At 71.2% G+C, this 21592-nt stretch carries 18 protein-coding genes and 1 pseudogene; 7 read left to right on the top strand and 12 right to left on the bottom strand.

The window, feature by feature from the left end; translation table 11 throughout:
• The coding region (locus tag MKK70_RS10160; RefSeq protein ID WP_279603592.1) for a DNA translocase FtsK at positions 1–2441 on the bottom strand (2441 nt) is incomplete at its 3' end.
• A gap of 174 nt (positions 2442–2615) precedes the next feature.
• On the opposite strand from MKK70_RS10160, the gene MKK70_RS10155 reads away from it, so the two are divergent.
• From MKK70_RS10155 to MKK70_RS10145, 3 genes are all read left to right on the top strand, one after another.
• Positions 2616–4703 (top strand): NAD(+) synthase, encoded by a 2088-nt coding sequence (locus tag MKK70_RS10155; RefSeq protein ID WP_279603591.1) that lies wholly within the window; start codon positions 2616–2618, stop codon positions 4701–4703.
• Between the two features lie 75 nt (positions 4704–4778).
• Complete coding sequence (locus MKK70_RS10150; protein WP_147725599.1) at positions 4779–5006, top strand: hypothetical protein; 228 nt, start codon at positions 4779–4781, stop codon at positions 5004–5006.
• 93 nt (positions 5007–5099) lie between these two features.
• Entirely contained in the window at positions 5100–5513 is a 414-nt protein-coding gene (locus MKK70_RS10145) for a PilZ domain-containing protein (RefSeq protein WP_147725600.1), read from the top strand.
• A gap of 4 nt (positions 5514–5517) precedes the next feature.
• Here the strand turns inward: MKK70_RS10145 and MKK70_RS10140 are convergent, their stop codons facing one another.
• Positions 5518–5949, bottom strand: a complete 432-nt coding sequence (locus tag MKK70_RS10140) for an HIT family protein (protein WP_147725601.1) — start codon at positions 5947–5949, stop codon at positions 5518–5520.
• A 149-nt stretch (positions 5950–6098) separates the two neighbouring features.
• Here MKK70_RS10140 and MKK70_RS10135 point away from each other — a divergent pair, with 149 nt between their 5' ends.
• Positions 6099–7082 carry a cation diffusion facilitator family transporter gene (locus MKK70_RS10135; protein ID WP_147725602.1) on the top strand — a complete coding sequence of 328 codons (984 nt, stop codon included), beginning with the start codon at positions 6099–6101 and terminating at the stop codon, positions 7080–7082.
• A 26-nt stretch (positions 7083–7108) separates the two neighbouring features.
• Here MKK70_RS10135 and MKK70_RS10130 read toward each other — a convergent pair whose 3' ends face one another.
• The 4 genes from MKK70_RS10130 to MKK70_RS10115 form a co-directional block, all read right to left on the bottom strand.
• Positions 7109–7966, bottom strand: coding sequence for an SDR family oxidoreductase (locus MKK70_RS10130; protein WP_147725616.1), 858 nt, complete (start codon positions 7964–7966; stop codon positions 7109–7111).
• Positions 7967–8006: 40 nt separating this feature from the next.
• Positions 8007–8186, bottom strand: a complete 180-nt coding sequence (locus MKK70_RS10125) for a DUF1328 domain-containing protein (RefSeq protein WP_147752961.1) — start codon at positions 8184–8186, stop codon at positions 8007–8009.
• A gap of 101 nt (positions 8187–8287) precedes the next feature.
• Positions 8288–9631, bottom strand: coding sequence for a chloride channel protein (locus MKK70_RS10120; RefSeq protein WP_147859935.1), 1344 nt, complete (start codon positions 9629–9631; stop codon positions 8288–8290).
• 219 nt (positions 9632–9850) lie between these two features.
• Positions 9851–11239: a deoxyribodipyrimidine photo-lyase gene (locus MKK70_RS10115; RefSeq protein WP_147725605.1), complete on the bottom strand. Its 1389-nt coding sequence runs from the start codon at positions 11237–11239 to the stop codon at positions 9851–9853.
• Positions 11240–11819: 580 nt separating this feature from the next.
• Here MKK70_RS10115 and MKK70_RS10110 point away from each other — a divergent pair.
• Both MKK70_RS10110 and MKK70_RS10105 read left to right on the top strand, forming a co-directional pair.
• Positions 11820–12941: a hypothetical protein gene (locus MKK70_RS10110; RefSeq protein ID WP_243947399.1), complete on the top strand. Its 1122-nt coding sequence runs from the start codon at positions 11820–11822 to the stop codon at positions 12939–12941.
• A gap of 96 nt (positions 12942–13037) precedes the next feature.
• Positions 13038–13421, top strand: a complete 384-nt coding sequence (locus MKK70_RS10105) for a response regulator (RefSeq protein WP_243947401.1) — start codon at positions 13038–13040, stop codon at positions 13419–13421.
• A gap of 18 nt (positions 13422–13439) precedes the next feature.
• Here the strand turns inward: MKK70_RS10105 and MKK70_RS10100 are convergent, their stop codons facing one another.
• The 4 genes from MKK70_RS10100 to MKK70_RS10085 form a co-directional block, all read right to left on the bottom strand.
• Positions 13440–14186: a sensor histidine kinase gene (locus MKK70_RS10100; protein ID WP_147859934.1), complete on the bottom strand. Its 747-nt coding sequence runs from the start codon at positions 14184–14186 to the stop codon at positions 13440–13442.
• A gap of 78 nt (positions 14187–14264) precedes the next feature.
• On the bottom strand, positions 14265–15002 hold the full coding sequence (locus MKK70_RS10095; RefSeq protein WP_147725607.1) for a Crp/Fnr family transcriptional regulator: 738 nt from the start codon (positions 15000–15002) through the stop codon (positions 14265–14267).
• 82 nt (positions 15003–15084) lie between these two features.
• Positions 15085–18240 (bottom strand): CheR family methyltransferase, encoded by a 3156-nt coding sequence (locus MKK70_RS10090; RefSeq protein WP_243947397.1) that lies wholly within the window; start codon positions 18238–18240, stop codon positions 15085–15087.
• A gap of 120 nt (positions 18241–18360) precedes the next feature.
• Complete coding sequence (locus MKK70_RS10085) at positions 18361–19473, bottom strand: TRAP transporter substrate-binding protein (protein WP_147725609.1); 1113 nt, start codon at positions 19471–19473, stop codon at positions 18361–18363.
• Positions 19474–19568: 95 nt separating this feature from the next.
• Here MKK70_RS10085 and MKK70_RS10080 point away from each other — a divergent pair, with 95 nt between their 5' ends.
• Positions 19569–20141: a tyrosine phosphatase family protein gene (locus MKK70_RS10080; protein WP_243947395.1), complete on the top strand. Its 573-nt coding sequence runs from the start codon at positions 19569–19571 to the stop codon at positions 20139–20141.
• Positions 20142–20150: 9 nt separating this feature from the next.
• Here MKK70_RS10080 and MKK70_RS10075 read toward each other — a convergent pair whose 3' ends face one another.
• Together MKK70_RS10075 and MKK70_RS10070 are read right to left on the bottom strand one after the other, a co-directional pair.
• Entirely contained in the window at positions 20151–21296 is a 1146-nt protein-coding gene (locus MKK70_RS10075) for a branched-chain amino acid ABC transporter substrate-binding protein (protein WP_147725610.1), read from the bottom strand.
• Positions 21297–21454: 158 nt separating this feature from the next.
• Positions 21455–21592, bottom strand: a pseudogene (locus tag MKK70_RS10070) (sugar transporter); the annotation flags it as partial.

Raw genomic sequence — 21592 nt, 5'->3', positions numbered from 1 at the left:
GAGAGGATCATGGTGTTGATCGCCACCGACTTGCCCGAGCCGGTGGTGCCGGCCACCAGCAGGTGCGGCATGCGGGCGAGATCGGCGATGATCGGCTCGCCGCCGATGTTTTTCCCCAAGCACAGCGCGAGCTTGTGCTTGCTGGCGAAGAAGTCCGGCGCCGAGAGCAGCTCGCGCAGGAAGACCGTCTCGCGGATCTCGTTCGGCAGCTCGATGCCGATGACGTTGCGGCCCGGCACGACGGCGACGCGGGCCGAGACCGCCGACATCGAGCGCGCGATGTCGTCCGACAGGCCGATGACGCGGGAGGACTTGGTGCCGGGCGCCGGCTCGAGCTCGTAGAGGGTCACGACCGGGCCTGGGCGCACCGCGAGGATGTCGCCGCGCACGCCGAAATCCTGGACCGTCTGCTGCAGGTTGAGGGCGTTCTGCTCCAGCACGTCGGCATCGACCTCGGGGCTCTCGCCGGGCACCGGCATGGCGAGGAGATCGAGGGCGGGAAGCTCGTAGTCGGCGTTCTCGACCGAGGCGATGGCGAGGTGCCGGCCGGCGGCGATCAGGTGTGGGCGGCCGACGATCGGCATCGCCGGGGCGGGGATCGCGGGCGCCTGGACGACCGGTTCGGCGTAGGCCTCCACGGGGGCGGGGACCTCCTCGGGCTCGGGGGCCGGCGCGACCGCGACCGGCTCCGGTGCCGGGGCGGCCTTGCCGCGCAGCAGCACGGGACGCGGCGGGATCGGGACGATCACCGGCGGCGCGGCGGCCGGCATCGCGAAGGAAGGCTCGAAGGCGTGCGCCGCGAAAGCATGCTCGCTGAAATCCGGCTCGGCGAAATCCGGCTCGGCAAAGTCCGGCTCGGCAAAGTCCGGCTCGGCGTTCTCGAAGCCGAGCTCGATCTCCGGCTCGCGGACCTCGGGCAGAGAGACCTCGGGCAGGGAGACCTCGGACAGGGAGACCTCGGGCAGGAACGGTCGCGGCGAGGCGACCGCCGGCTCCATCGCGCGCACGGGCCGGATCGCGGCGCGGGCGGCCATGGCCGACAGGACCGGTGCACGGCGGATCTCGACGGTCTCGGCAGGCGGCGGAGAGGGGAGGGGGGTTCCGGGTCCGAACACCAGCGACAGGGCCGGGCGGGCGGGCACAATCGGCTCGGCCCCATCCATACCGGCGTCGTCCGAGCGGCCGATGCCGCCCTGGCTGGCGTTGTCCTGACCGTGCGCGGGATGCAGCGGGCGGTCGAAGCGCACGAGAGGGTCGAGGACGTAGACCGGAGCCGGCGGAAGCGAGCGCAGGTGGGAGATGTCGACCGGCACCGAGACGTAGCGCTCGGACGGGACGGACCCGGCCGGCGCGGCGACGGGAGCCGCCTGCGCTGCCTCGGCGCTCGGGTCCGTCTCCGGCATCGCATCGCGGTCACGACCCTGGGCGGCCTCGGGCTGGATCGCCTCCCAGGCCTCGGCCGAGGACCAGTCGCCGGCCTCGAACCACGGCTGGACGTCGGACCAGTCGGGCAGCTCCGACAGATCGCGGGCTTCCGCCGGCACGACCGGGGCGGGCGCGGTGCCCGCCGACAGCTCGACCGCCGGACGCGCCGGGCGGCGATCGGGCGTGCGGAAGAAGCGGACGCCGGGCGGCGGGACGAAGGGCTGGCGCCAGAGCGGCAGCGGCGGCCCGGGCGGGATCGCGCTGGCTTCGGCCGCGGCCTGCTCGGCCTCGGCGGCGGCGCGGGCCGCCTCGGCATCCGCCTGCGCCTGCGCCACGCGCTCGGCGGCGTCGCGCTCGGCGGCCGCGGCCAGCATCGCGGCCTGGGCCTCGGCCCGCGCCAGGTCGAGGGCGTTGCGCTCGGCTTCCAGCGCGCGCTGGCGGCGCTCCTGCAGGATGGTGTCGGGGGTGCGGGTGTAGCGCACGGCCGAAGGGACGGGCGAAGCGACGGCTGAAGCCGTCGCGGAGCGGTCGGAGGGCCCCGGAACCGAGCGGGCGACGCCGCGCGGCCGGTCGATGTCCTCCGGCGTGATCGCGGCGGGCCGGCGCGGCGAGCGCACGAGCACGCCCGGCGAGGAGGCGGAGGCGTCGATCCGGCTCTCGGGCCGGGCGCCGTCGAGCATGTCGAGGGTCGCCCGGTCGTCGAAGATCTCGGCGGGCCAGGCATGGGCGAACACGGCATCCTGGCCGGCCCGCGAATCGGTCCAGCCGCCGGCATCCGGCTCGGCGCCGCGACCCAGCATCGCGTTCGGCGGCGTGAGCCAGCTCGGCGCCGGCCGGGTACCGGCGATGGCGTAGCTCGGGCGCTGCGGCCCGCCGACGAGGCGCCGCGTCAGGCTGGCCCGCAACGACATCAGCCGATGGGCCAGCGCGCCGAGCGTGAGGCTCGGGCGGTCGCCGCCGCGACTGGGGCGAGAGGGGTCGCGATGAGAATAGGGAGGCCGTCCCGATGCGCGCATGGGTTCTCAAAAACTCGAAACACGGAAGGCCGTCCCGCCCGGAACGGTCGATCCGAGTTAGGCCGAACGTCGTTAACAGAGCCTTGAAACCGGTCCGGCGCGGGCCGCTGGAGGGGCGGGCCGCCAGGCGGTAAGGTGGCGCGGAACTCCTCCCTCGCGCGGGTCGTGACGCCCTTGGCACCCACCCAACTCCCACGGGACTTCCGGTCCCTCTACGCCCAGGGCTTCGCCCGCGTGGCCGCCTGCACCGGGCGCAGCCATCCGGGGGACCCCGAGCGCAACGCCGACGCGATCCTGGCGCTGGCGCAAGACTGTCACCGGCAAGGCGTCGCGGTGGCCGTGTTCCCGGAACTCGCCCTCTCGGCCTACGCCATCGAGGACCTGCTTCTGCAGGCGACGCTGCTCGATGCGGTCGAGGCGGCGGCGGAACGGCTGATCGCCGCCTCGGCGGCCCTGCGCCCCCTCCTCCTCGTTGGTGCGCCCGTGCGCTGGCGCAACCGGGTCTACAACGCGGCGCTGGCGATCCAGGGCGGCCGCCTCCTCGGCATCGTCCCGAAGATCCACCTGCCGAACTACCGGGAGTTCTACGAGAAGCGCCACTTCGCCTCCGGCGCCGGCATCGCGGCCGAGACGGTGCGCTTCGCCGGGCACGCGGTCCCGTTCGGCGCCGACCAGCTGTTCGCGGCCGAGGACGTGCCGGGCCTGATCGTCGGCGTCGAGATCTGCGAGGACCTGTGGGTGCCCGACGCGCCGGGCATGCACGCCGCGCTCGCCGGCGCCACGGTGCTGGCGAACCTCTCGGGCAGCCCGATCACCGTCGGCCGCGCGGAGTCGCGCGCCCTGCTCTCGCGCGCCGCCTCGATGCGGGGCCTGTGCGCCTACATCTACGCCGCCGCGGGGCTCGGCGAATCCACCACCGACCTGTCCTGGGACGGGCAGACCAGCATCGACGAGAACGGCGTGCGGCTGGCGGAAGGGCAGCGCTTCGCCGCCGGGCCGGTGGCGACGTTCGCCGACATCGACCTCGACCTGCTGGCCCAGGAGCGCCTGCAGGCCGGCAGCTTCGACGACAACGCGCGGCCGGGCTCCCGCCCGGCCTACCGCCGGGCGTCGTTCCGCCTCGATCCGCCGACGGGCGACCTCGGGCTGATCCGGCGGATCGAGCGGTTTCCCTTCGTGCCGGCCGATCCGGCCCGCCTCGCGCAGGATTGCTACGAGGCCTACAACATCCAGGTCGCCGGGCTGGCCCAGCGCCTCGAGGCCACCGGCACCCGCAAGGCCGTGATCGGCGTCTCGGGCGGCCTCGATTCGACCCACGCCCTCATCGTGATCGCCAAGGCGTTCGACCGGCTCGGGTATCCGCGCTCGGACATCCTGGCCTATACCCTGCCGGGCTTCGCCACCTCGGAGGCGACGAAGGGGAACGCGCACGCGCTGATGCGGGCGCTCGACACCACCGCGGCCGAGATCGACATCCGACCCGCCGCGCGCCAGATGCTCGCCGACATGGGCCACCCCTACGCTGCGGGGGAGGCGGTCTACGACGTCACCTTCGAGAACGTGCAGGCGGGCCTGCGCACCGACTACCTGTTTCGGCTGGCCAACCACGCCGGCGCGATCGTCGTCGGCACCGGCGACCTGTCGGAGCTGGCGCTCGGCTGGTGCACCTACGGCGTCGGCGACCAGATGAGCCACTACGCCGTCAACGCCGGGGTGCCCAAGACCCTGATCCAGCACCTGATCCGCTGGACGATCGCCTCGGGCCAGTTCGGCACGGAGGAGGGGCGCGTGCTCAGCGCGGTGCTCGACACCGAGATCTCGCCCGAGCTGGTGCCCGCCGAGGCCGACGCGGCGCCGCAGAGCACCGAGGCCACGATCGGCCCCTACGCGCTGCAGGACTTCACGCTGTTCTATACGCTGCGCCACGGCTTCCGGCCCTCGAAGATCGCGTTCCTGGCCCTGCATGCCTGGGGCGATGCGGCGGCCGGCGCCTGGCCGCCGGATTTTCCCGCCGACAAGCGCGTCGCCTACGGCCTGCCCGAGATCCGGCGCTGGCTCGGGGTGTTCCTGTCCCGCTTCTTCGGGTTCAGCCAGTTCAAGCGCTCGGCCTTGCCGAACGGGCCGAAGGTCTCCGCCGGGGGCGCCCTCTCCCCGCGCGGCGACTGGCGTGCGCCGTCCGACGGCTCGGCCCGGATCTGGCTCGACGAGCTGGAGCGCAACGTCCCCGAAACCGGATCGACACAAACCGGACAGAGTGTGTGATTAACCACACGGTCAAGCCGGATCGTCGGGTAAGACGGATCCGGCCAGAGGGGTCGGCTGAGCGGAGATTCTCTGATGCAGAGCTACAACCTGTTCCGCCTGAAGAGCGTCGAGGGTCTGTGCTGCGCCGTTCCCGAGTCCAGCCGCGTCCCGAGCTTCCTCGGCGGCGGCCGCTGGACCTTCGGGGGCAAGCTCGACGAGAGCTCGGGTCTCCCCCTCGATTTCGACGGCCGCGCCGCGCAGACCGGGGTCCGCTTCAACGGCTTCTACCTGTTCCAGACCGTAGACCGGCGCTTTTTATAGGTGAGCCGGGCGGAGTCGGCGATCGCGGCGAGCATTCCTTAAGGGGCGCCGTGGGACGATCGAGCCTGAATTTTCGGTCCTGAGGCTCGTTTCATGTCGTCGGAGAATCGCAACGAGGTCCGGCAGAGGGTGTTCCTCAAGGGACGCATCCTGTTCAACAACGGCTCCTCGAGCATGGATTGCCTCGTGCGGGACTTCTCCTCGACGGGTGCGCGTCTCGTGCTCAGCGAGACCGCGACGCTGCCGGAGATGTTCGACCTCTTCATCCCGCAGAAGGAGCGGACCTACCGCTCGGCGATGCGCTGGCGGCGCGCCGACGGCGTCGGGATCACCTTCGCGGTCGAGACGCCCAAGGCCGCGCCGGCGGTGCCCGCCGCCGAACCTGCAGTGGACGAGACCTCCATCGCCTTCCTGCTCCGCCGCGTGAGCGAGCTCGAAGCCGAGAATGCGGCCCTGCGCCGGCTCCTGACCGGGGTGGCGCCGACCGGTGCAGCGACCGCCGCCTGAGGCCTCAGCCCTTCAGGGCGTCGCGGATCCGCTGGGCGTGGTCCGCGAGCACCGCCGGATCGGCCATCCCGCCCTCGTGGCGCTGGAGCGGCACGCCCTCGAAGCGGGGCACGACGTGGACGTGGAGGTGGAACACCGTCTGCCCCCCGGCCACCTCGTTGAACTGGAACACCGTCAGCCCGTCCGCCTTGAACGCCGCCTTCACCGCCCGTGCGACCGTCTGCACGCTGGCGGCGAGCGCGGCGAGCGAAGTGGGCTCGGCGTCGAGCAGCCCGCGCGCGGGCGCCTTCGGGATCACCAGGGTGTGGCCGGGGCCCTGAGGCATCACGTCCATGAAGGCCAGCGTGTCGGCGTCCTCGTAGACCCGGTGCGCCGGAATCTCGCCGCGCAGGATCTTCGCGAAGATGTTGTCGGCGTCGTAGGTCGTATCCGGCATGCAGGCACCCGTGGTTGCGGCATCCAGGATGCACCGGCCCGCCTCCGGCGTCCACGCCGCCGGAACTCCCCGGCGGTCCATGCGCTTGTGGTCGGATCGCTGCGGCCCAGCTGCGATCCGACCCGGCGATCGGACAGGACCCCACACGCATGGCACATGAGAGCACCGGCGCCATCTACACCGCCGCCGGCGCCAACCTCGCCATCGCCGTGGCGAAGTTCGTCGGCGCCTTCCTCACCGGCTCAACCGCCATGCTGGCCGAGGGCGCGCATTCGGTGGTGGACACCGCCAACCAGATCCTGCTGCTCGTCGGCCTGAAGCGCGCAAAGAAGCCGGCGGATGCCAAGCACCCGTTCGGCTACGGCCGCGAGGTTTACTTCTACGCCTTCATCGTCGCGCTGCTGATCTTTCTCGGCGGCGGCATCTTCGCGATCTACGAGGGCGCCCACAAGATCCGACACCCCGAGCCGGCGGCCGACGCGAGCCTGTTCGGCTACCCGCTGCCGGGGTTCTGGGTGAACGTCGCCATCCTCGGCTTCTCGGTCGCGGCGGAGGGCTACTCCTGCTTCGTCGCGATGCGCGCGTTCTGGGCCGAGAAGGGCGACCGCTCGCCGCTCAGCGCGATCCGGCGCAGCAAGGACCCGGCGCTGTTCACCATCCTGGTCGAGGACGTCGCCGCCCTGATCGGCCTGGTCATCGCGTTGACCGGCGTGGTGCTGGCGCACGTCCTCGACAGGCCGGCCCTCGACGGATGGTCGTCGGTCGGCATCGGCCTCGTGCTGGTCGGGATGGCGATCTTCCTGATGATCGAGACCCACGGGCTGCTGATCGGCGAGGCCGCCGACCCCGAGGTCGTCGCGGCGATCCAGGAGGTGGTCGGCGCGGAAGCGGGGGTGAACACCGTCAACGAGGTGCTGACCCAGCACATGGGCCCATCCGACATCCTGGTGAACGTCAGCCTCGACATGGCCGACGACCTCAGCGCGGGCGAGGTCGAACGGGTCTCGGCGCGCCTCGACCGCGACCTGAAGGCCCGCGTCCCGAACGTGACCCGCGTGTTCATCGAGGCGCAGGCGCGCGCGGCATCCGTACCCGCGATGGGCAGGGTCGCCGCTGAGGCGACGGCCGGCTGACGGTCCGGGAAAAGGTCGGGTGCGACCTACCGGGGCACGTGCCCGATCTGCTGCAGGCTCAGCGCCCAGGTCCGCTCCTGCACGCGCTCGTCGCGGCTGTGGCGCGACGACCCCGTCTCGCGGCTGCGCGCGAAGTAGCGGCCGCTCACGCCCTCGACCGCTGGCGCGGTCGCCACGTGCAGCGTCGTCGTCGCGCCCTCGGCGGGCTTGGTGAGGAACGGCCGGATCAGGTTCCAGGCGAAGCCGAACGCGCCCCCGGTGTTCTTGGCGAAGCCGGTATCGATCACCCCCGGATGCAGGGCGTTCACCGTGACGGGCGTGCCGGCGAGGCGGCGGGCCAGCGCGTAGGTGAACAGCACGTTGCCGAGCTTGGCCTGCGCATACGCCCGCATCGGGCCGTAGGAACGTTCGGCCTGGAGATCGTCGAAGGCGATGCGGCCGCGGGTGTGGGCGGCCGAGGCCACGTTGACGATCCGCGACGCGGCACCTGGCCGGCCGGAAGCTTTCAGCAGGTCGAGGAGCTCGAGGGTGAGCAGCACGTAGCCGAGATGATCGAGGGCCCAGGTGCGCTCCAACCCGTCGACGGTGACGAGGCGACGGTCGAAGATCGCGCCGGCGTTGTTCACCAGCACGTCGAGGCGCGGGTAGGCGGCACGGACTTCGCCCGCCAGACGCCGGATCTCGGCCTGCGACGAGAGGTCGGCGACGAAGGTGTCGACCGCCCCCCCGGGCACCGCGGCAGAAATCGCGCGCGCCGAGGCGGAGACCTTCCCCGCGTCCCGGCCGACGATGCCGACCCGGGCGCCGGCCTTCGCCAGCCCCAGGGCGGTCTCGTAGCCGATCCCTGAGGTGGCGCCGGTGACGAGGCAGGTGCGCCCGTTCAGGACGGCGCCCGGCCGCGTATCCGAGGCCACCGTCCGGGCCTCAGAACACCGCCTGCCCGACGGCGAAGGCGATGACCACGATGACGATGGCGATGACCAGGAAGATGCCGAACAGGATGCGGGCGAGCGATCCGGCGCCCGAGGCGATCCCGGTGAAGCCGAGGCCGCCGGCGATCACCGAGACGACGAAGCAGATGAGGGCCCATTTGAGAAGGGTCATGCCGAACACTCCGGAACGAACCGGCGAACGGCCGGCAGGGAAGGCGACCGATCAATGCGGGCCAAGCTCAACCGTTCCCGCCCGCGCGCGCGTTCGATCCGTTATTTCTCGCCCTCGATTCGCGTCTCGTCCTTCGCCGGCTCGGCGCGCGCGAGCATGATCTCGGCGAGCGTGTGGTACAGCCCGGTGCGGCAGACCGTCTTCGAGGCGGCGTCGGCTAGCACCGCCGCGATCATCAGCGGGATCATCATCGCGTGGTCCTGGGTCATCTCGGTGACGATGACGAAGGCGGTGATCGGCGCCTGCAGCACGCCGGCCAGGTAGGCGACCATGCCGGTGAGCACCAGCGCGCCGATCGGCACGCCCGGGAAGACGTCCTGCAGCATGCCCCCGAGGCCGGCCCCGACCGCGAGCGAGGGCGCGAACAGGCCGCCGGGGATCCCGCTGATCGCCGACAGGGCGGTGGCGCAGAACTTCAACGGCGCGAAGTCGAGCCGCGCCGCGGAATCGCCGTGCAGCAGCGCCTTCGCCTCCTCGTAGCCGGTTCCGTAGACCGACCCGCCCGAGGCGAGCCCGGCGAGCGCGACGCCGAGGCCGCAGAGACCCGCGAAGGCGATCGGATGCCGGGCGATCCAGCGGCCTGCGCGGCCCGGCAGCCCGCGCGCGAACAGGATGACGAGGCGGCTGAACACGCCGCCGGCGAAGCCGCCCGCCGCTCCGAGGACGACGACGACGAGCCAGCCCTTGCCGAGCGGCAGCGTCACGTCGCTGGTCCCGAAATAGGTGTAGTTGCCGACGAGCCAGAGCGAGGTGAGGCCGGCCGCGACGATGCCGGCGACGATCAGGCCGGACGAGCGCGGCTCGTAGGCGCGGCCGAGCTCCTCGATCCCGAAGACGATGCCGGCCAGCGGCGTGTTGAAGGCGGCCGCGACGCCGGCCGCACCGCCGGCGAGGATCAGGCCGGGCAGCCGGTCCGGCGTCAGGCGCCCGACCGCGGCCATGATCGCCGCGCCGACCTGCACCGTCGGCCCCTCGCGGCCCGAGGAGGCGCCGCAGGCGAGCCCCAGCGTCATCACCACGATCTTGCCGAAGGCGACGCGGAGCGAGATCAGCCGGTGGCGAAAGCCCGGATCGCGGGTGTGGCGCGCCGCGATCACCTGCGGGATGCCGGAGCCCTGCGAGTTCGGGAACACCGTTCGCGCCAGCAGGGCGGCGAGCGCGAAGCCGGCGGGCGTCACGACGAGCGCCGCCAGCGGCGATACGCCGACGAGCGCCTTGAAGCCGACCTGCGCCGCGTCGGCGCATCGCGCCATCAGGACGGCGGCGAGGCCGACGCAGATGCCGCCGACCAGGAACAGCAGCCGTCCGCGCCAGAGCGGATAGGCCCCGATCGAGGCGCTGCGCAGGCGCGCGATCGACGCGCGGGTGCGGAAACGGGGCGGCATGGCGCGAGAACTCGACACGGACGGGGCACGCTCGCCTCGGCAAGCCGACCGGAGCCGGGTTGCGTCAGCCCCCGTGGCTTAAAGCATTTTCGAACGCGGTGAATGGCGGCTCGCGTGAGAAAAATGCGACTTCACGACAAGGAAGAGCATGTTCCCCGATCCGGTGATCTTGGAACATGCTCCCGCGAGGAGCTTGCTATGCCCCGAGGGGCAGGGCGGCTATTTCTCCGCCGCGCAGAGCGTCTCGACGGTCTTCACGTAGGACTTGGCATCGAACTTCTTGAGCGAGTTCTCGCTCTGATAGCGCACGGTGCCGAACACCTTGCGGCGTGCCCACGGGCGGTCGTGCAGGCCGTAGACCCAGGCGACGTTGGTGAACGAGTTCGCATCGCGCCCGTCGAGGAAGTAGCGGTTGTTGATCCGCAGCGTCCGCTCGAAGCCGACCTTCGGCGAGGGCGACCATTCGAGGATCTTCTTGCCCCAGTACATGCGCAGCTGGTTGTGCATGTAGCCGGTCTCGCGCATCTCGGCCTGAGCGGCGTTCCAGTAGCGGTCGTGGGTCTCGCCGGCCGCGAGCTGCGCTTCGGTGTAGCGGTAGGGCCGCGGATCGTCCGCGTGCTCGGCCAGCGTCTTCTGCGCCCAGTCCGGCACCGCCTTGGCGTAGTCGTCGTAGCCGTCGGTGTAGAACACGTGGTTGGAGGCGAGCTCGCGCCGGACGATCAGCTCCTCGAGATACGCCCCGCGGTCGTCGCCGTCGCCGTCCTTGGCTGCGCGCACGGCGAGCGCGATCTCCACCGGCGAGATCTGGCCGAAATGCAGGTAGGGGCTCATGTGCGAGGCGGCCGCCGCCTCGGGCCGGTTGCGGCCGTTGCCGTAGCCGGACAGCCCGTCCGCCAGGAACGCCTTCAGGCGCTTGCGGGCCTGGGTCTCGCCGCCGACGAAGCGCTTCACCGGTGCGATCTCGGTGTCGAGGCTCATGCCGGCCAGGACCTTCATCGGGTCGGACACGTCGATCTCGCTCGCGAGCTTCAGGCCGTCGGCCCCGTGCGCGACCTTGCGGGCCGAGAGCGGCTCCAGGAAGTCGTCCCAGAGCTTGTGCAGCTTGGGCCGAAGCGTGCGGGCGGCGAACTCGTGCTTGGAGGAGGCGACCTCGACCGGCACCACGACGTCGCCCTCGACCTGGACGACGCGGGCCTCGACCGCCTTCGCGATCTCGCCGTACCAGCGCTTCTGGATCGCGAGGTAGCCGCGATCGAGCACGAGGAGCGCCGCGTCGCGGGCGAGGTCGATGGCGATCTCGGCGGGCGAGGCCTTGCGCATCACGAAGCCGACGCCGCGCTTTTCGAGCCCAGACTTCGCATCGGCGAGCCCCTGCAGCAGGAAGGCGTAGTGCCGGGCGTTGGCCTCGGGGAACCCGCTGGCGCCGTCGAGGAGCCCGAAGCAGGCCACCACCGGCAGGCCGAGACGGTTGCCCTCCTCGATCGCGAATTCGAGCGCCGGATTGTGATGCGCCCGGTTCGCCTGCTGCAGCAGGTAGAGCACGTAGGTTCCGCCCTGCCGCGGTGCGGCATCGTTGAGGACCCGGAAGCGCTTTTCGTGAATCGCCATGTCGTCGCGTCGTCCCCGTCCGGCTCGCATCGCGGAACCGTGTCGGCTCAGCTAGAGCGTGGAGCGCGATCGTCCCGCTGCGCGCGAGACGCGATCGCAAGCGGTCCCGCCCGCTTCGATGCTCCGGCGGGGGTGCTAAAAACCTGTTCCTAGTCATAGACTTACCGATTATCGACCGGCGGCAGCCCGGCCATCGAAGGCCGAAAAACGGGTGCGCGCGCCTGCGACATTTTCAACACATGCCGCGATCGACCCGAGCCGGCCTGCGAGAAACGACAGGATCACTGACCGAAACCCCTTGCATTTCCGATCGGGAGGATCAGATTGTGCAGCGCGGGACGGCGATGGCGTCGCGGTCCTGTTGCCCTTCTTGGGCGTTTCCTCCCTAGACTTCGGGCCGCTCCTTCGGGAGTGGCCTTTTTTCTTGGGCGCGGTCGTCACGAGGCGCTGCGCCCGACGGTTGTGGTGGATCTGTCACCCGTCGCGCCGCGCCGACACCCCCGCCCCCTGGCCTCCCGCCGAGACCCGCCGCAGACTGCGCCCGCAGGCGCCGGAAGTGCGCCGCCGGGAGGAGATCCACATGCCTAAGCTCGGCGAGACGCTGGCGGTCGGGCTGTTCTGGGCCGCGACGGCGGTCGGTCCGTGCGGTGCCGTCGAGGTGCCGACCTTCGAGGTCGACCCGGCCTGGCCGAAGCCGCTGCCGAACGACTGGATCATGGGGCAGGCGGCCGGCGTCGCGGTCGATGCCCAGGACCATGTCTGGGTGGTCCAGCGCCCGCGCACGCTCACCGACGACGAGAAGGCGGCGAGCCTCGATCCGCCGCGGACCAAGTGCTGCAAGCCGGCGCCCCCGGTCCTCGAGTTCGACCAGGCCGGCACGGTGCTGCGCTCCTGGGGCGGGCCGGGGCAGGGCTACGACTGGCCCGAGAACGAGCACGGCATCCAGGTCGATCCGAAGGGCTTCGTCTGGATCGCCGGCAACGGCGCGAACGACGGGCAGCTGCTCAAGTTCACCGTCGACGGGCGGTTCGTGATGCAGATCGGCAAGTCCGGGCCGCAGACCGACAGCCGCGACACCAGCCGGCTCGGCAAGCCCGCCAACGTCGACTTCGACGCGGCCGCCAACGAGGTCTACGTCGCCGACGGCTACTACAACCACCGCATCATCGTGTTCGATTCCGAAACCGGGGCGTTCAAGCGCATGTGGGGCGCCTACGGCCGGCCGCCGACCGACGACAAGCTGCCGCCCTACGATCCCGCCGCCGCCCCGTCGCAGCAATTCGCCAACCCGGTCCACTGCGTGAAGATCGCACGCGACGGGCTCGTCTACGTCTGCGACCGGACCAACGACCGCATCCAGGTCTTCAGGAAGGACGGCAGCTTCGTGAAGGAGATGTTCGTCGAGACCAACACCCGCGCCAACGGCTCGGTCTGGGAACTCGCCCTATGGCCCGATGCCGACGAGAGCTTCCTCCTCAACGCCGACGGGGCGAACAACGAGGTCCGCACCCTGTCGCGCGCCACCGGGAAGACCCTCGGCGCCTTCGGCCGCAACGGGCGCGGCGCCGGGCAATTCCACTGGGTCCACAACCTTGCCGTCGACTCGCGCGGGAACGTGTTTACGACGGAGGTCGACACCGGCAAGCGCGCGCAGAAATTCCTCGCCTACGGCACCTTCGTGCTGCGCAAGCGCACGCCCTGACCGCCGGACGCGCCCGCCGCGCGTTCACGGCCGCTTTCTCGCGCGGATCCGTGCGATACTGTCGCCGGATACGAGGCTGGAAGAACCGTGAGCACGATGGACCCCTTCGGCCACCGAACCGTGCCGGCTCCGCTGGCCAAGCGCCGCGTCCTGCTCGTCGAGGACGACGACTTCATCGTCTCCGACCTAGCGCGCAGCTTCGAGGCGGGGGGCGCCGAGGTGGTCGGGCCGGCCGCCACCGTCGCCGACGGCCTGACGCTGCTCGCCGAGACGCGCCACCTCGATGCCGCCGTTCTCGACATCAACCTGCAGGGCGAGATGGTCTTTCCGCTGGCCGACGCGCTGGCGGCACGCGGCATCCCCTTTGTCTTCGCGACCGGCTACGACCGGGAGATGGTGCCGCCGCGCTACGCCGACGTCGCCCATTGCGAGAAGCCGGTGGAACCGGGCGCGATCGCCCGCGCGCTGTTCGGGGCCTGACCGTCCGATCCAAACAACCTACGCGTCGAGCCCGTCCTCGTCCGCCGACGGGTCGTGCACGATGCCGATCCTCGGCACCAGAGCGAAGCGGATCGCGCAGCGCAGGCCGCCGGGAGCGTAGGCCAGGCTCGTCTTCGCGCCGAACTCGTAGCGCAGCGTGTGCTCCAGCATCTCGGTGCCGAAGCCGCAGCGCGCGGGCTCGGCCGGCAGGTCGTGCAGCCCGGTCTCGGTCCAGGTGAGCGACAGGATCGGTGCCGCCGCGCCGGGCTCCAGGCGCCAGGCGACGGCGATGCGGCCGTCGGGGATCGTCAGCGCCCCGTATTCCATCGCGTTGTTGGCGAGCTCGTGGGCGGCGAGCGCGAACACCTCGGCGGCGCGGGGCGCCAGCAGAACCTTCGGCCCCTCGATCGCGACCTGCTCGCCCTCGCGGGCGAGGAGGGCCAGCAGCTCGTCGGCGAGGATCGAGTGCAGGTCGATGCCGCAGAACGCAGCGGTGATCCCCGCGCTCTGCACGCGGGCGATCGCCCCGAGGCGGCCGTCGAGGCGCATCAGGCACTCCTCGACGCTGCGATCGGTGTCCGCCGAGCGCCGGATGATCGCGCGGATCATCGCCAGGGTGTTGCGGGTCCGATGGAGGACCGCGACCATCGCCGGTGCGGTCGAGGTCGCCGGCGGCGACCCGAGGTCGAGCCCGGCCGCGCCGAGGTGCCGACGCAGGGCTGCGTTCTCGGCCTCGAGCGCGGCGATCCGACCGTCGATGGTCATCGGGCCCCGGTCCCTGCGAAGCGGTCGCTTCGTTCCGGGGCAGCTTGGCAGGTCTCGGCGTCCGGTGCGAGGCCGACCTCAGTTCGCATCGAGATGCGCGCCCTCGTGATCGAGGTGGAGGTATCCGGGGTCGAACAGGGCGAGCGCCATCAGCGCCGGCAGGTCGTGGATCGTCACGCGTCGGCCCTTCCAGGTGATCTGGCCCGCGCCGCGCAGCTCCTGGAGGGTTCGGTTCACGTGGACGCTCGACAGGCCGAGGGTGTCGGCAAGGTCGGCCTGCGTCACCGGCAGGTCGTAGGCCGTCCCCTCGGTGAGGCCGACCGCGCGCAGGCGCAGATACAATTCGCAGAGCAGGTGGGCAAGGCGCTCGACGGCCGAGCGCTGCCCGAGGCTGACGGTCCATTCCCTTTGAACGGCGGCGTTGTGCAGCATCTCCCACCACAGCGTCTCGGCGATGCGGGGCGAGGCCGCCGTCATGCCCTCGATGGTCTCCTGCGTGATCCGGGCCAGCGTCACCGGCGTCAGGGAGGCGACGGCGTGATCCATGCGGCGCAGGGTGAAGATGTGCGGGTCGCAGAGGTCGCCCGGCAGGAAGAACGCGATGATCTGCCGGCGCCCGTCCTGCAGCTGCTTGTAGCGGCAGGCCCAGCCTTCCAGGACGAGGTTGACGGCCCGCGGCTCGTCGCCCTCGTTGATGATGTCCTCGCGCGCGCCGAGCCGGCGGAGGTTCTGGGCGGTTGCGTCGGAGAGCGCCTTCCGATCCGCCAGGGAGAAGCGGGTGAAGTTCTCCAGCTTCCGAATGAAGGGATTGGTCATGCCGTCTCGAACCTGGCCGCCGCGCAGGCCGCGCCGGTCACGCCGCCTGACGGATACAGGTGTAACCTCTTGACGCTACAACTCATAGGGGCATCTCGATGCGGCAACGGACGCCGTCCGTCCCGAGCTCGAATCGGGCCTGGGCGCGAAGGCTGTAGCTCAGGGCCTTCTCGATCAGGTCGCGCCCGAAGCCGCGGCGCTCGGGCGCGGCCGGCATGACGACGCCGCTCTCGATCCAGTCGAGGACGAGCAGCCGCCCGCCGGCGGGACTCGCGCCCAAGGTCCATCCGATCGCCAGGCGCGCCTCTGCCTGCGCCAGGGCACCGTGCTTGACCGCGTTGGTGGCCAGCTCATGCAGCGCGAGGGCGAAGGTCTGGACGTGCTCGAAGTCGAGGGCGACGGCCGGCCCCGAGACGGTGATCCGGTCGTTCTCCTCGCCGCCATGCGCACGCAGCTCGAGCCGCACCAGCTCGGCGAGGTCGACCGCACCGCTGTCGGAGCGGCCGAACAGGCCCTGCACCCGGCCGAGCGCCTTCAGCCGCTCGGCATAGCCCTCGACCGCCGGCCCGGTCCCGAGGGTCTGGCGGGCGATCGACTGGACCACCGCCAGGAGGTTGCGCGTCCGGTGCTGCAGCTCCGCGACCAGGACGCGCTGGCTCATCTCGGCGCGGGCGAGCACGGTGACGTCCATGAAGCTGACGACGACGCCCTCGATCCGGTTCTCGCCGTTCCGGTAGGGCGCGAGCCGCACCAGGAAGCGTGCGGCGTCCTTGCCACGGTCGATCTGCCGCTCGATCGTGTCGCTGCCCCGCATGATCGCGGCGACGTCCTCGGCGAGGTTCGGCAGCGTCAGCCGGCCGGCGAAATCGGTGATCGGGCGGCCGCGGTCGCTCGGCAGGATGTTGAAGATCTCCGTCACCGCCGGGGTGTAGCTGCGGATCACCAGCTTCGCGTCCAGGAACACCGTCGCGATGTCGGTGCTGGCGAAGAGGTTGTGCAGGTCGGTGTTGGCGCGGTCCAGCGCCTCGACCTTGCCGTTCAGCTCGGCGTTGACCGTGTAGAGCTCCTCGTTGACCGATTGCAGCTCCTCCTTCGAGGCCTCCAGCTCCTCGTTGGTCGATTGCAGCTCCTCGTTGACCGAGACCAGCTCCTCGTTGGAGGATTTCAGCTCCTCCAGCGCGGTCTCGTACTCCTCGATCAGCGATTGCAGGCGCTCGCGGGTCTCGCGCAGCTCGCGCTCGAGCTGGAGCGCGACCTCGTCCTGGGCCGAGACCGAGCGCTTCTGCGCCGCCTCGCGGCTGATCGACGGCCCCTCGTCGCTGAACAGCACCAGGAACAGCGGTTCCTCGGAGCGCTGCGCCACCAGGGGCTCGACGGTCACGGTGACGATCTGCACGCGGCCGTCGTCGCCCTCCACGACGAGTCCCTCGCGCACCGCCTGGGCGTTGGTGTCGACCGCCTCGCGGAACGCCGCCCGGAGCTCGAGCCTGAGGCCCTTGCGCGCCATCGTCAGGAGCTGGCGGGTGGGAAGGCCCGGCGCCGCCTCGAGGTACTTGCCGGTCCGGTTCGAGTAGTAGACCACGTCGCCCTGGCGGTTGACGGCGACGTGGGGCGGCGAGAACCGCTCGAGAACCTGCACCTCGACCGAATGGCGAAGCGCCAGGCTGCTGCTGCCCGACTGACGCGGCCGCAGATCTCCGATCTGGGACATCGCGCGCAATCCGGTGAGGGCGAGCGGAACGCGCGGCTCCGTCGCGTGGTCGGCGCGGATGCGGAAGATGCGGTGCTTCTTGTCGATCGGCGCGAACAGGTCGGCGAACTGGCTCAGGTTCTCCGACATGCCGAGGAAGAGGAAGCCGCCGGGCTTCAGCGCGTAGTGGAAGGTCGGCAGCACCTGGTTCTGGATGCTGAGCCCGAAATAGATCAGCAGGTTCCGGCACGAGACCATGTCGAGCCGCGAGAACGGCGGGTCGCGGATGACGCTGTGGGGCGAGAAGATGCACAGGTCGCGCACCGGCTTGGTCAGCACGAAGCTCGCCCCGTCCCGCACGAAGAAGCGGCGGCGGCGCTCGGGCGAGACGCCGTCGAGCAGCTGCTCCGGATAGCGGCCGGTCCGCGCGACGCCGAGGGCGTGCTCGTCGATGTCGGTGGCGAAGATCTGCACGCGGCAGACCGCGCTCAGCGTCTCCATGTGCTCCAGCATCAGGATCGCGAGCGAGAACACCTCCTCGCCGGTGGCGCAGCCCGGCACCCAGACCCGGACGGTCTGGTCGGCGCCGCGGCCCTCGAAGAGCTTCGGGATGACGCTCTCGCTCAGGACGGCGAAGGCGTCGGCGTCGCGGAAGAACGTGGTCACGTTGATCAGGAGGTCGCGGAACAGGGCCGAGACCTCGGCCGGATCCCGGCGGAGCCGCTCGACGTAGGCGGCGACGGCCTCGACCTGGAGGATCTGCATCCGGCGCTGGACCCGGCGCAGGAAGGTCTTGGTCTTGTAGCCGCCGAAATCGTGCCCGACCTGGGCGCGCAGGATCGCGTAGATCTCGCCGCGCAGCGCGTCGGGAGACCGGCCGGCCTCGTCGGGACCGCCGCCGGCCAGGATCGCATCGGTCATCGACAGGCTTCGGCGGTAGGCGACGAGCTTGTCGCCCATCTCGTGGGAGGGAACGCCGAAATCGACGTACCCGGTCGCGATCGCGCTGGAGGGCATCTCCGGGTGCTGCGGCCCGTCGCCGTTGGCGACCTGGGCCAGCGTGATGCCGCCGTGCTCCTTGATCGCCTTGATGCCGAGCGTCCCGTCCGAATCGCCCCCCGACAGGATGACGCCGCCGGAATACTCGCCCTGGTCGGCCGCCAGGGCGCTGAGGAAGATGTCGACCGGGTGCCGCTCGCGCTGGTCGGCGCCTTGGCGCTGCACGACGAGGATCCCGTTGCGGATGCCGACGACGGCATCGGCCGGCAGGACGTAGACGTGGTTCTCCGCGACCGCGTGGCCGTCGGCGGCCACCTCGACCGGCAGGTCCGTGAACCGCGAGACGATCTCGTGGAGGACGCTCTCGCGCCACGGGCTCAGATGCGTCACGATGACGATCCCGAGCCCCGGCAGGCTCGGCATGCCGCGGAAGAAGCCCTCCAGCGCCTCGATCCCGCCGGCGGAGACCCCGACGCCGACGATCAGGCAACGCCCGGAGCGCTCCGGCACGTCGTCGAAGGTCTCGGGAACGAGATTGTCATCGGGCATTATCGAACGCTGTTCCGCGACAGTTTCGGTGCGATCCCGCGACGGCTTGGGACTTGCAGCCGCGGGCAAACCTCCGAGGATCGCAATCTTGCCACGAAAACCGAAACCGCGGCACCGCGCTTATCCGCGCGCCCGCGCACGGATCATGAAATTGTCGTAGGTATACTCCGCCACCTGAAACCAGAGATATTCCTCGTTGCGGAAGGTCTTCATCGCTTCGTAGATGCGGCGGAAGTCCGGGTTCTTGCCCGCGATCTCGGCGTAGACGTCGTTGGCGGCCTTCAGCGCCGCCTCCATCACGTCCTGCGGGAACGGGCGGAGCTGCGCCCCGGTCGCCACCAGCCGGCGGAGCGCACCCGGGTTGCGGGCGTCGTACTTGGCCTGGACGTCCGCGGCGACCTCGGCCGAGGCCGCCTGGAGGATCGCCCGGTAGGGCTTGGGCAGCGCCTTCCACGTCTCGGCATTGAGCCAGAAGTGCAGCATGGCGCCGCCCTCCCAGAATCCGGGATAATGGTAGATCGGCGCGGCCTTCTGCAGGCCGAGGCGCTCGTCGTCGTAGGGGCCGATCCACTCGGCGGCGTCGAGGCGCTTGGCCTCGAGCGCGGCCGCGATCTCCGGCCCCGGGACCGCCTGCGGCACGGCGCCGAGCTTGGCCAGCACCTGCGCCCCGAGGCCGCCGATGCGGATCTTCAGGCCCTGGAGGTCGGCGACCGTCTTGATCTCGCGCCGGAACCAGCCGCCCATCTGGGCGCCGGTGTTGCCCCCCGGCAGGCTCGCCAGGCCGTTCTTCGCGAGCAGGTCGGCGAACAGGTCGTTGGCGCCGCCGGCGAGCCACCACGCGTTCTGGCCGCGGGCGTTGAGGCCGAAGGGCAGCGCGGTCGCGAGCGCGAGCGTCGGATCCTTGCCGGCCGCGACGGTGGCCGGCCCGTGACCCATCTCGACGGTGCCGGCCGCGACCGCATCGAGAAGCCCGTCGGCCGGCACCGGCTCGCCGGGACCCGTCACCTGGATCGCGAAGCGGCCGTCGGTCGCCTCGCCGACGATGCGGGCGAGCGTCTCGGACGCGCCGAACAGGATGTCGAGGTTCTTCGGGAAGGCCGAGGCGAGCCGCCAACGGACCTCGGGACCGCCCTGGGCCGGGGTGGCGGCAAGTGCTGGGGAAGCAAGAGCGGGGGAGGCGAGGGCGGCTCCGAGCCCAGCGGTGAGGAGCGCACGTCGCTTCACGGTCGTCATGGCACCTCCCTCGGCATCGGCTGCGATCCCGCGGCCCCTAGCACGTCCGGTGCGGGTCTCGAAACCGTCGACGTGCCGTGCTAGGCCCCGCCGTCGTGACACCCGCCTCCATCACCCTCCACACCGTCTGCGGACTGGAAGAGCTTGCGCGCCACGGCGACCGCGGCGTCGACCGGGTGCTGTCGCTGCTGGATCCGGGCACGCCGGAGCCGGCGGACTTCGCCGCCTACGGCCCCCATCGGCGCACGACCCTGCACTTCCACGACTGCCTCGGACCGGGCGAGGGGCTCGTCCCGCCGGAGCCCGAGCACGTCGCCGCGATCCTGGCCTTCGGGCGCGACCGCGAGGCGGGACCTGCCGCGCATCTCCTCGTCCACTGCCATTACGGCCTGTCGCGCTCGACCGCGGCGCTGCTGATCCTGATGAGCGACGCCGAGCCGGAGACCGACGCCGAGGTCCTGGTCCGGCGCCTGCACGCGATCCGCGAGCCGGCCTGGCCGAACGCGCGGATGATCGGCTTCGCGGACGCGATGCTCGACCGTCGGGGCACGCTCGACGCGGCGGTGCGGCGCCTGCACAAGCTTCAGCTCGGCGTGCGCCCGCACCTCGCCGAATTGCTGCGCGGCCTCGGCCGCGGGCCCGAGGTCGACGCCGCCGAGGCCGCCTGAGCGGACGGGCTACTTCGGCGCGGGGGTGAAGACGCCGTCCTTCCAGACGTAGAGCACGTAGCCCTGAGCGGTGACGTCGCCCTTTCCGTCGAAGCCGACCGTCCCGAGCACGAGGTCGAAGCGCTCGGCGTGCAGCGTCGCGGCGATGCGCCTGGGGTCCTGCGTGTGGGCGAAGTTGGCCGCCGCGACCAGCGCCTGCAGCGCGGCATAGCCGTAGATCGTCGAGCCCGTCGGGTCGCCGCCCTCGGCCTTGAACGCCTTCACCACCTCGGCCGCCGCCGGCTGGCGGCTCGGGTCGAGGTAGAAGGTCATCAGCACGCCGTTGCTCGCCCCGCCGGCGATCTTGGCGAAATCCGGCGTGGCGATCGCGGAGGTGCCGAACCATTGCGGCCGGAAGCCGCGCTCGGCCGAGATCCGCACGAGCCGGCCCATCTCGGCGGCGTCGCCGCCGTAATAGGCGACCTCGATGCCGGCCGCCTTCAGCCGGTCGGCCAAGGCCGCGTCGTCGGCATCGCTCGGCGAGAAGGCGGAGAGCAGCGCCTCGTTGATGCCGATGCGGTTGAGGTTGTCCTTGGTCGCCGTGGCGAGCGCGCGCGCGGCCGGCGTCAGATCCTGGAGCAAGGCGATCTTGCGGTCGCGGAAGCGCTCGGCCAGCACGATCGCCGAGAGGCGCGCCTGGTCGTCGTCGCGGCCGCAGACGCGGAAGATCGTCGGCAGACCGCGATCGGTCAACCTCGCCGAGACCGAGGCCGCGGTGATCATCGCGACGCCGTTCTGGCTGTAGATCTCCGAGGCCGCAAGCGAGGCGTTCGAGCACACGTGCCCGACGACGAGGCCCACGTCGGACCGCACGAAGTGGTTGGCGACCGCCGTGGCGGTGTTGGAATCGCAGGCGTCGTCCTGCACGTCGAGGCGGATGGCCTGCCCGTCGAGGCCGCCCTTCGCGTTGGCGTCGCGGGCCGCCGCCTCGACGCCGCGCAGCACCTGCTCGCCGACCGAGACGTAGGCGCCCGAGCGCGGGACCGCGACGCCGACCACCACGTCGGCGCAGGCGGGAACCACGCTTAGCACCGCCAGCGCGAGGCCGGCACGGAGGCTGCGGATGCGGGACTGGGCCAGGGTCGGGTCAAACCGGGAAGCGCGTCCGATCGTCATCAGGCCCCTTCTCGGCATCGACGCACCTCCGGCACGGCAGCGGACCAAACACCGAGCCGCGTCCCGGACGGCCGCCTGTTTCCGGGAAAACCCGCGATCGGGCAAGTCGACCGGCGACGCATCGCGCACGGAGGCACCGCGTCGGGCGGGGAAAACGCCTACCGTGAGTAGGCGTAGACGGAGGCTGCGGATGCGACGGGGCCTGCGACGGTGGAGAAGACGCTGACGACCTTGGAGACTTCGGTGAAGGGGGCGTTGGAGACGTAGACGAGGTCGCGGTTTCGCATGCGGAAGGC

The sequence above is a fragment of the Methylobacterium sp. E-041 genome (assembly GCF_022829665.1).
In the GTDB taxonomy this organism is placed as follows: domain Bacteria; phylum Pseudomonadota; class Alphaproteobacteria; order Rhizobiales; family Beijerinckiaceae; genus Methylobacterium.
This window is presented reverse-complemented; position numbering and strand designations above follow the sequence as displayed.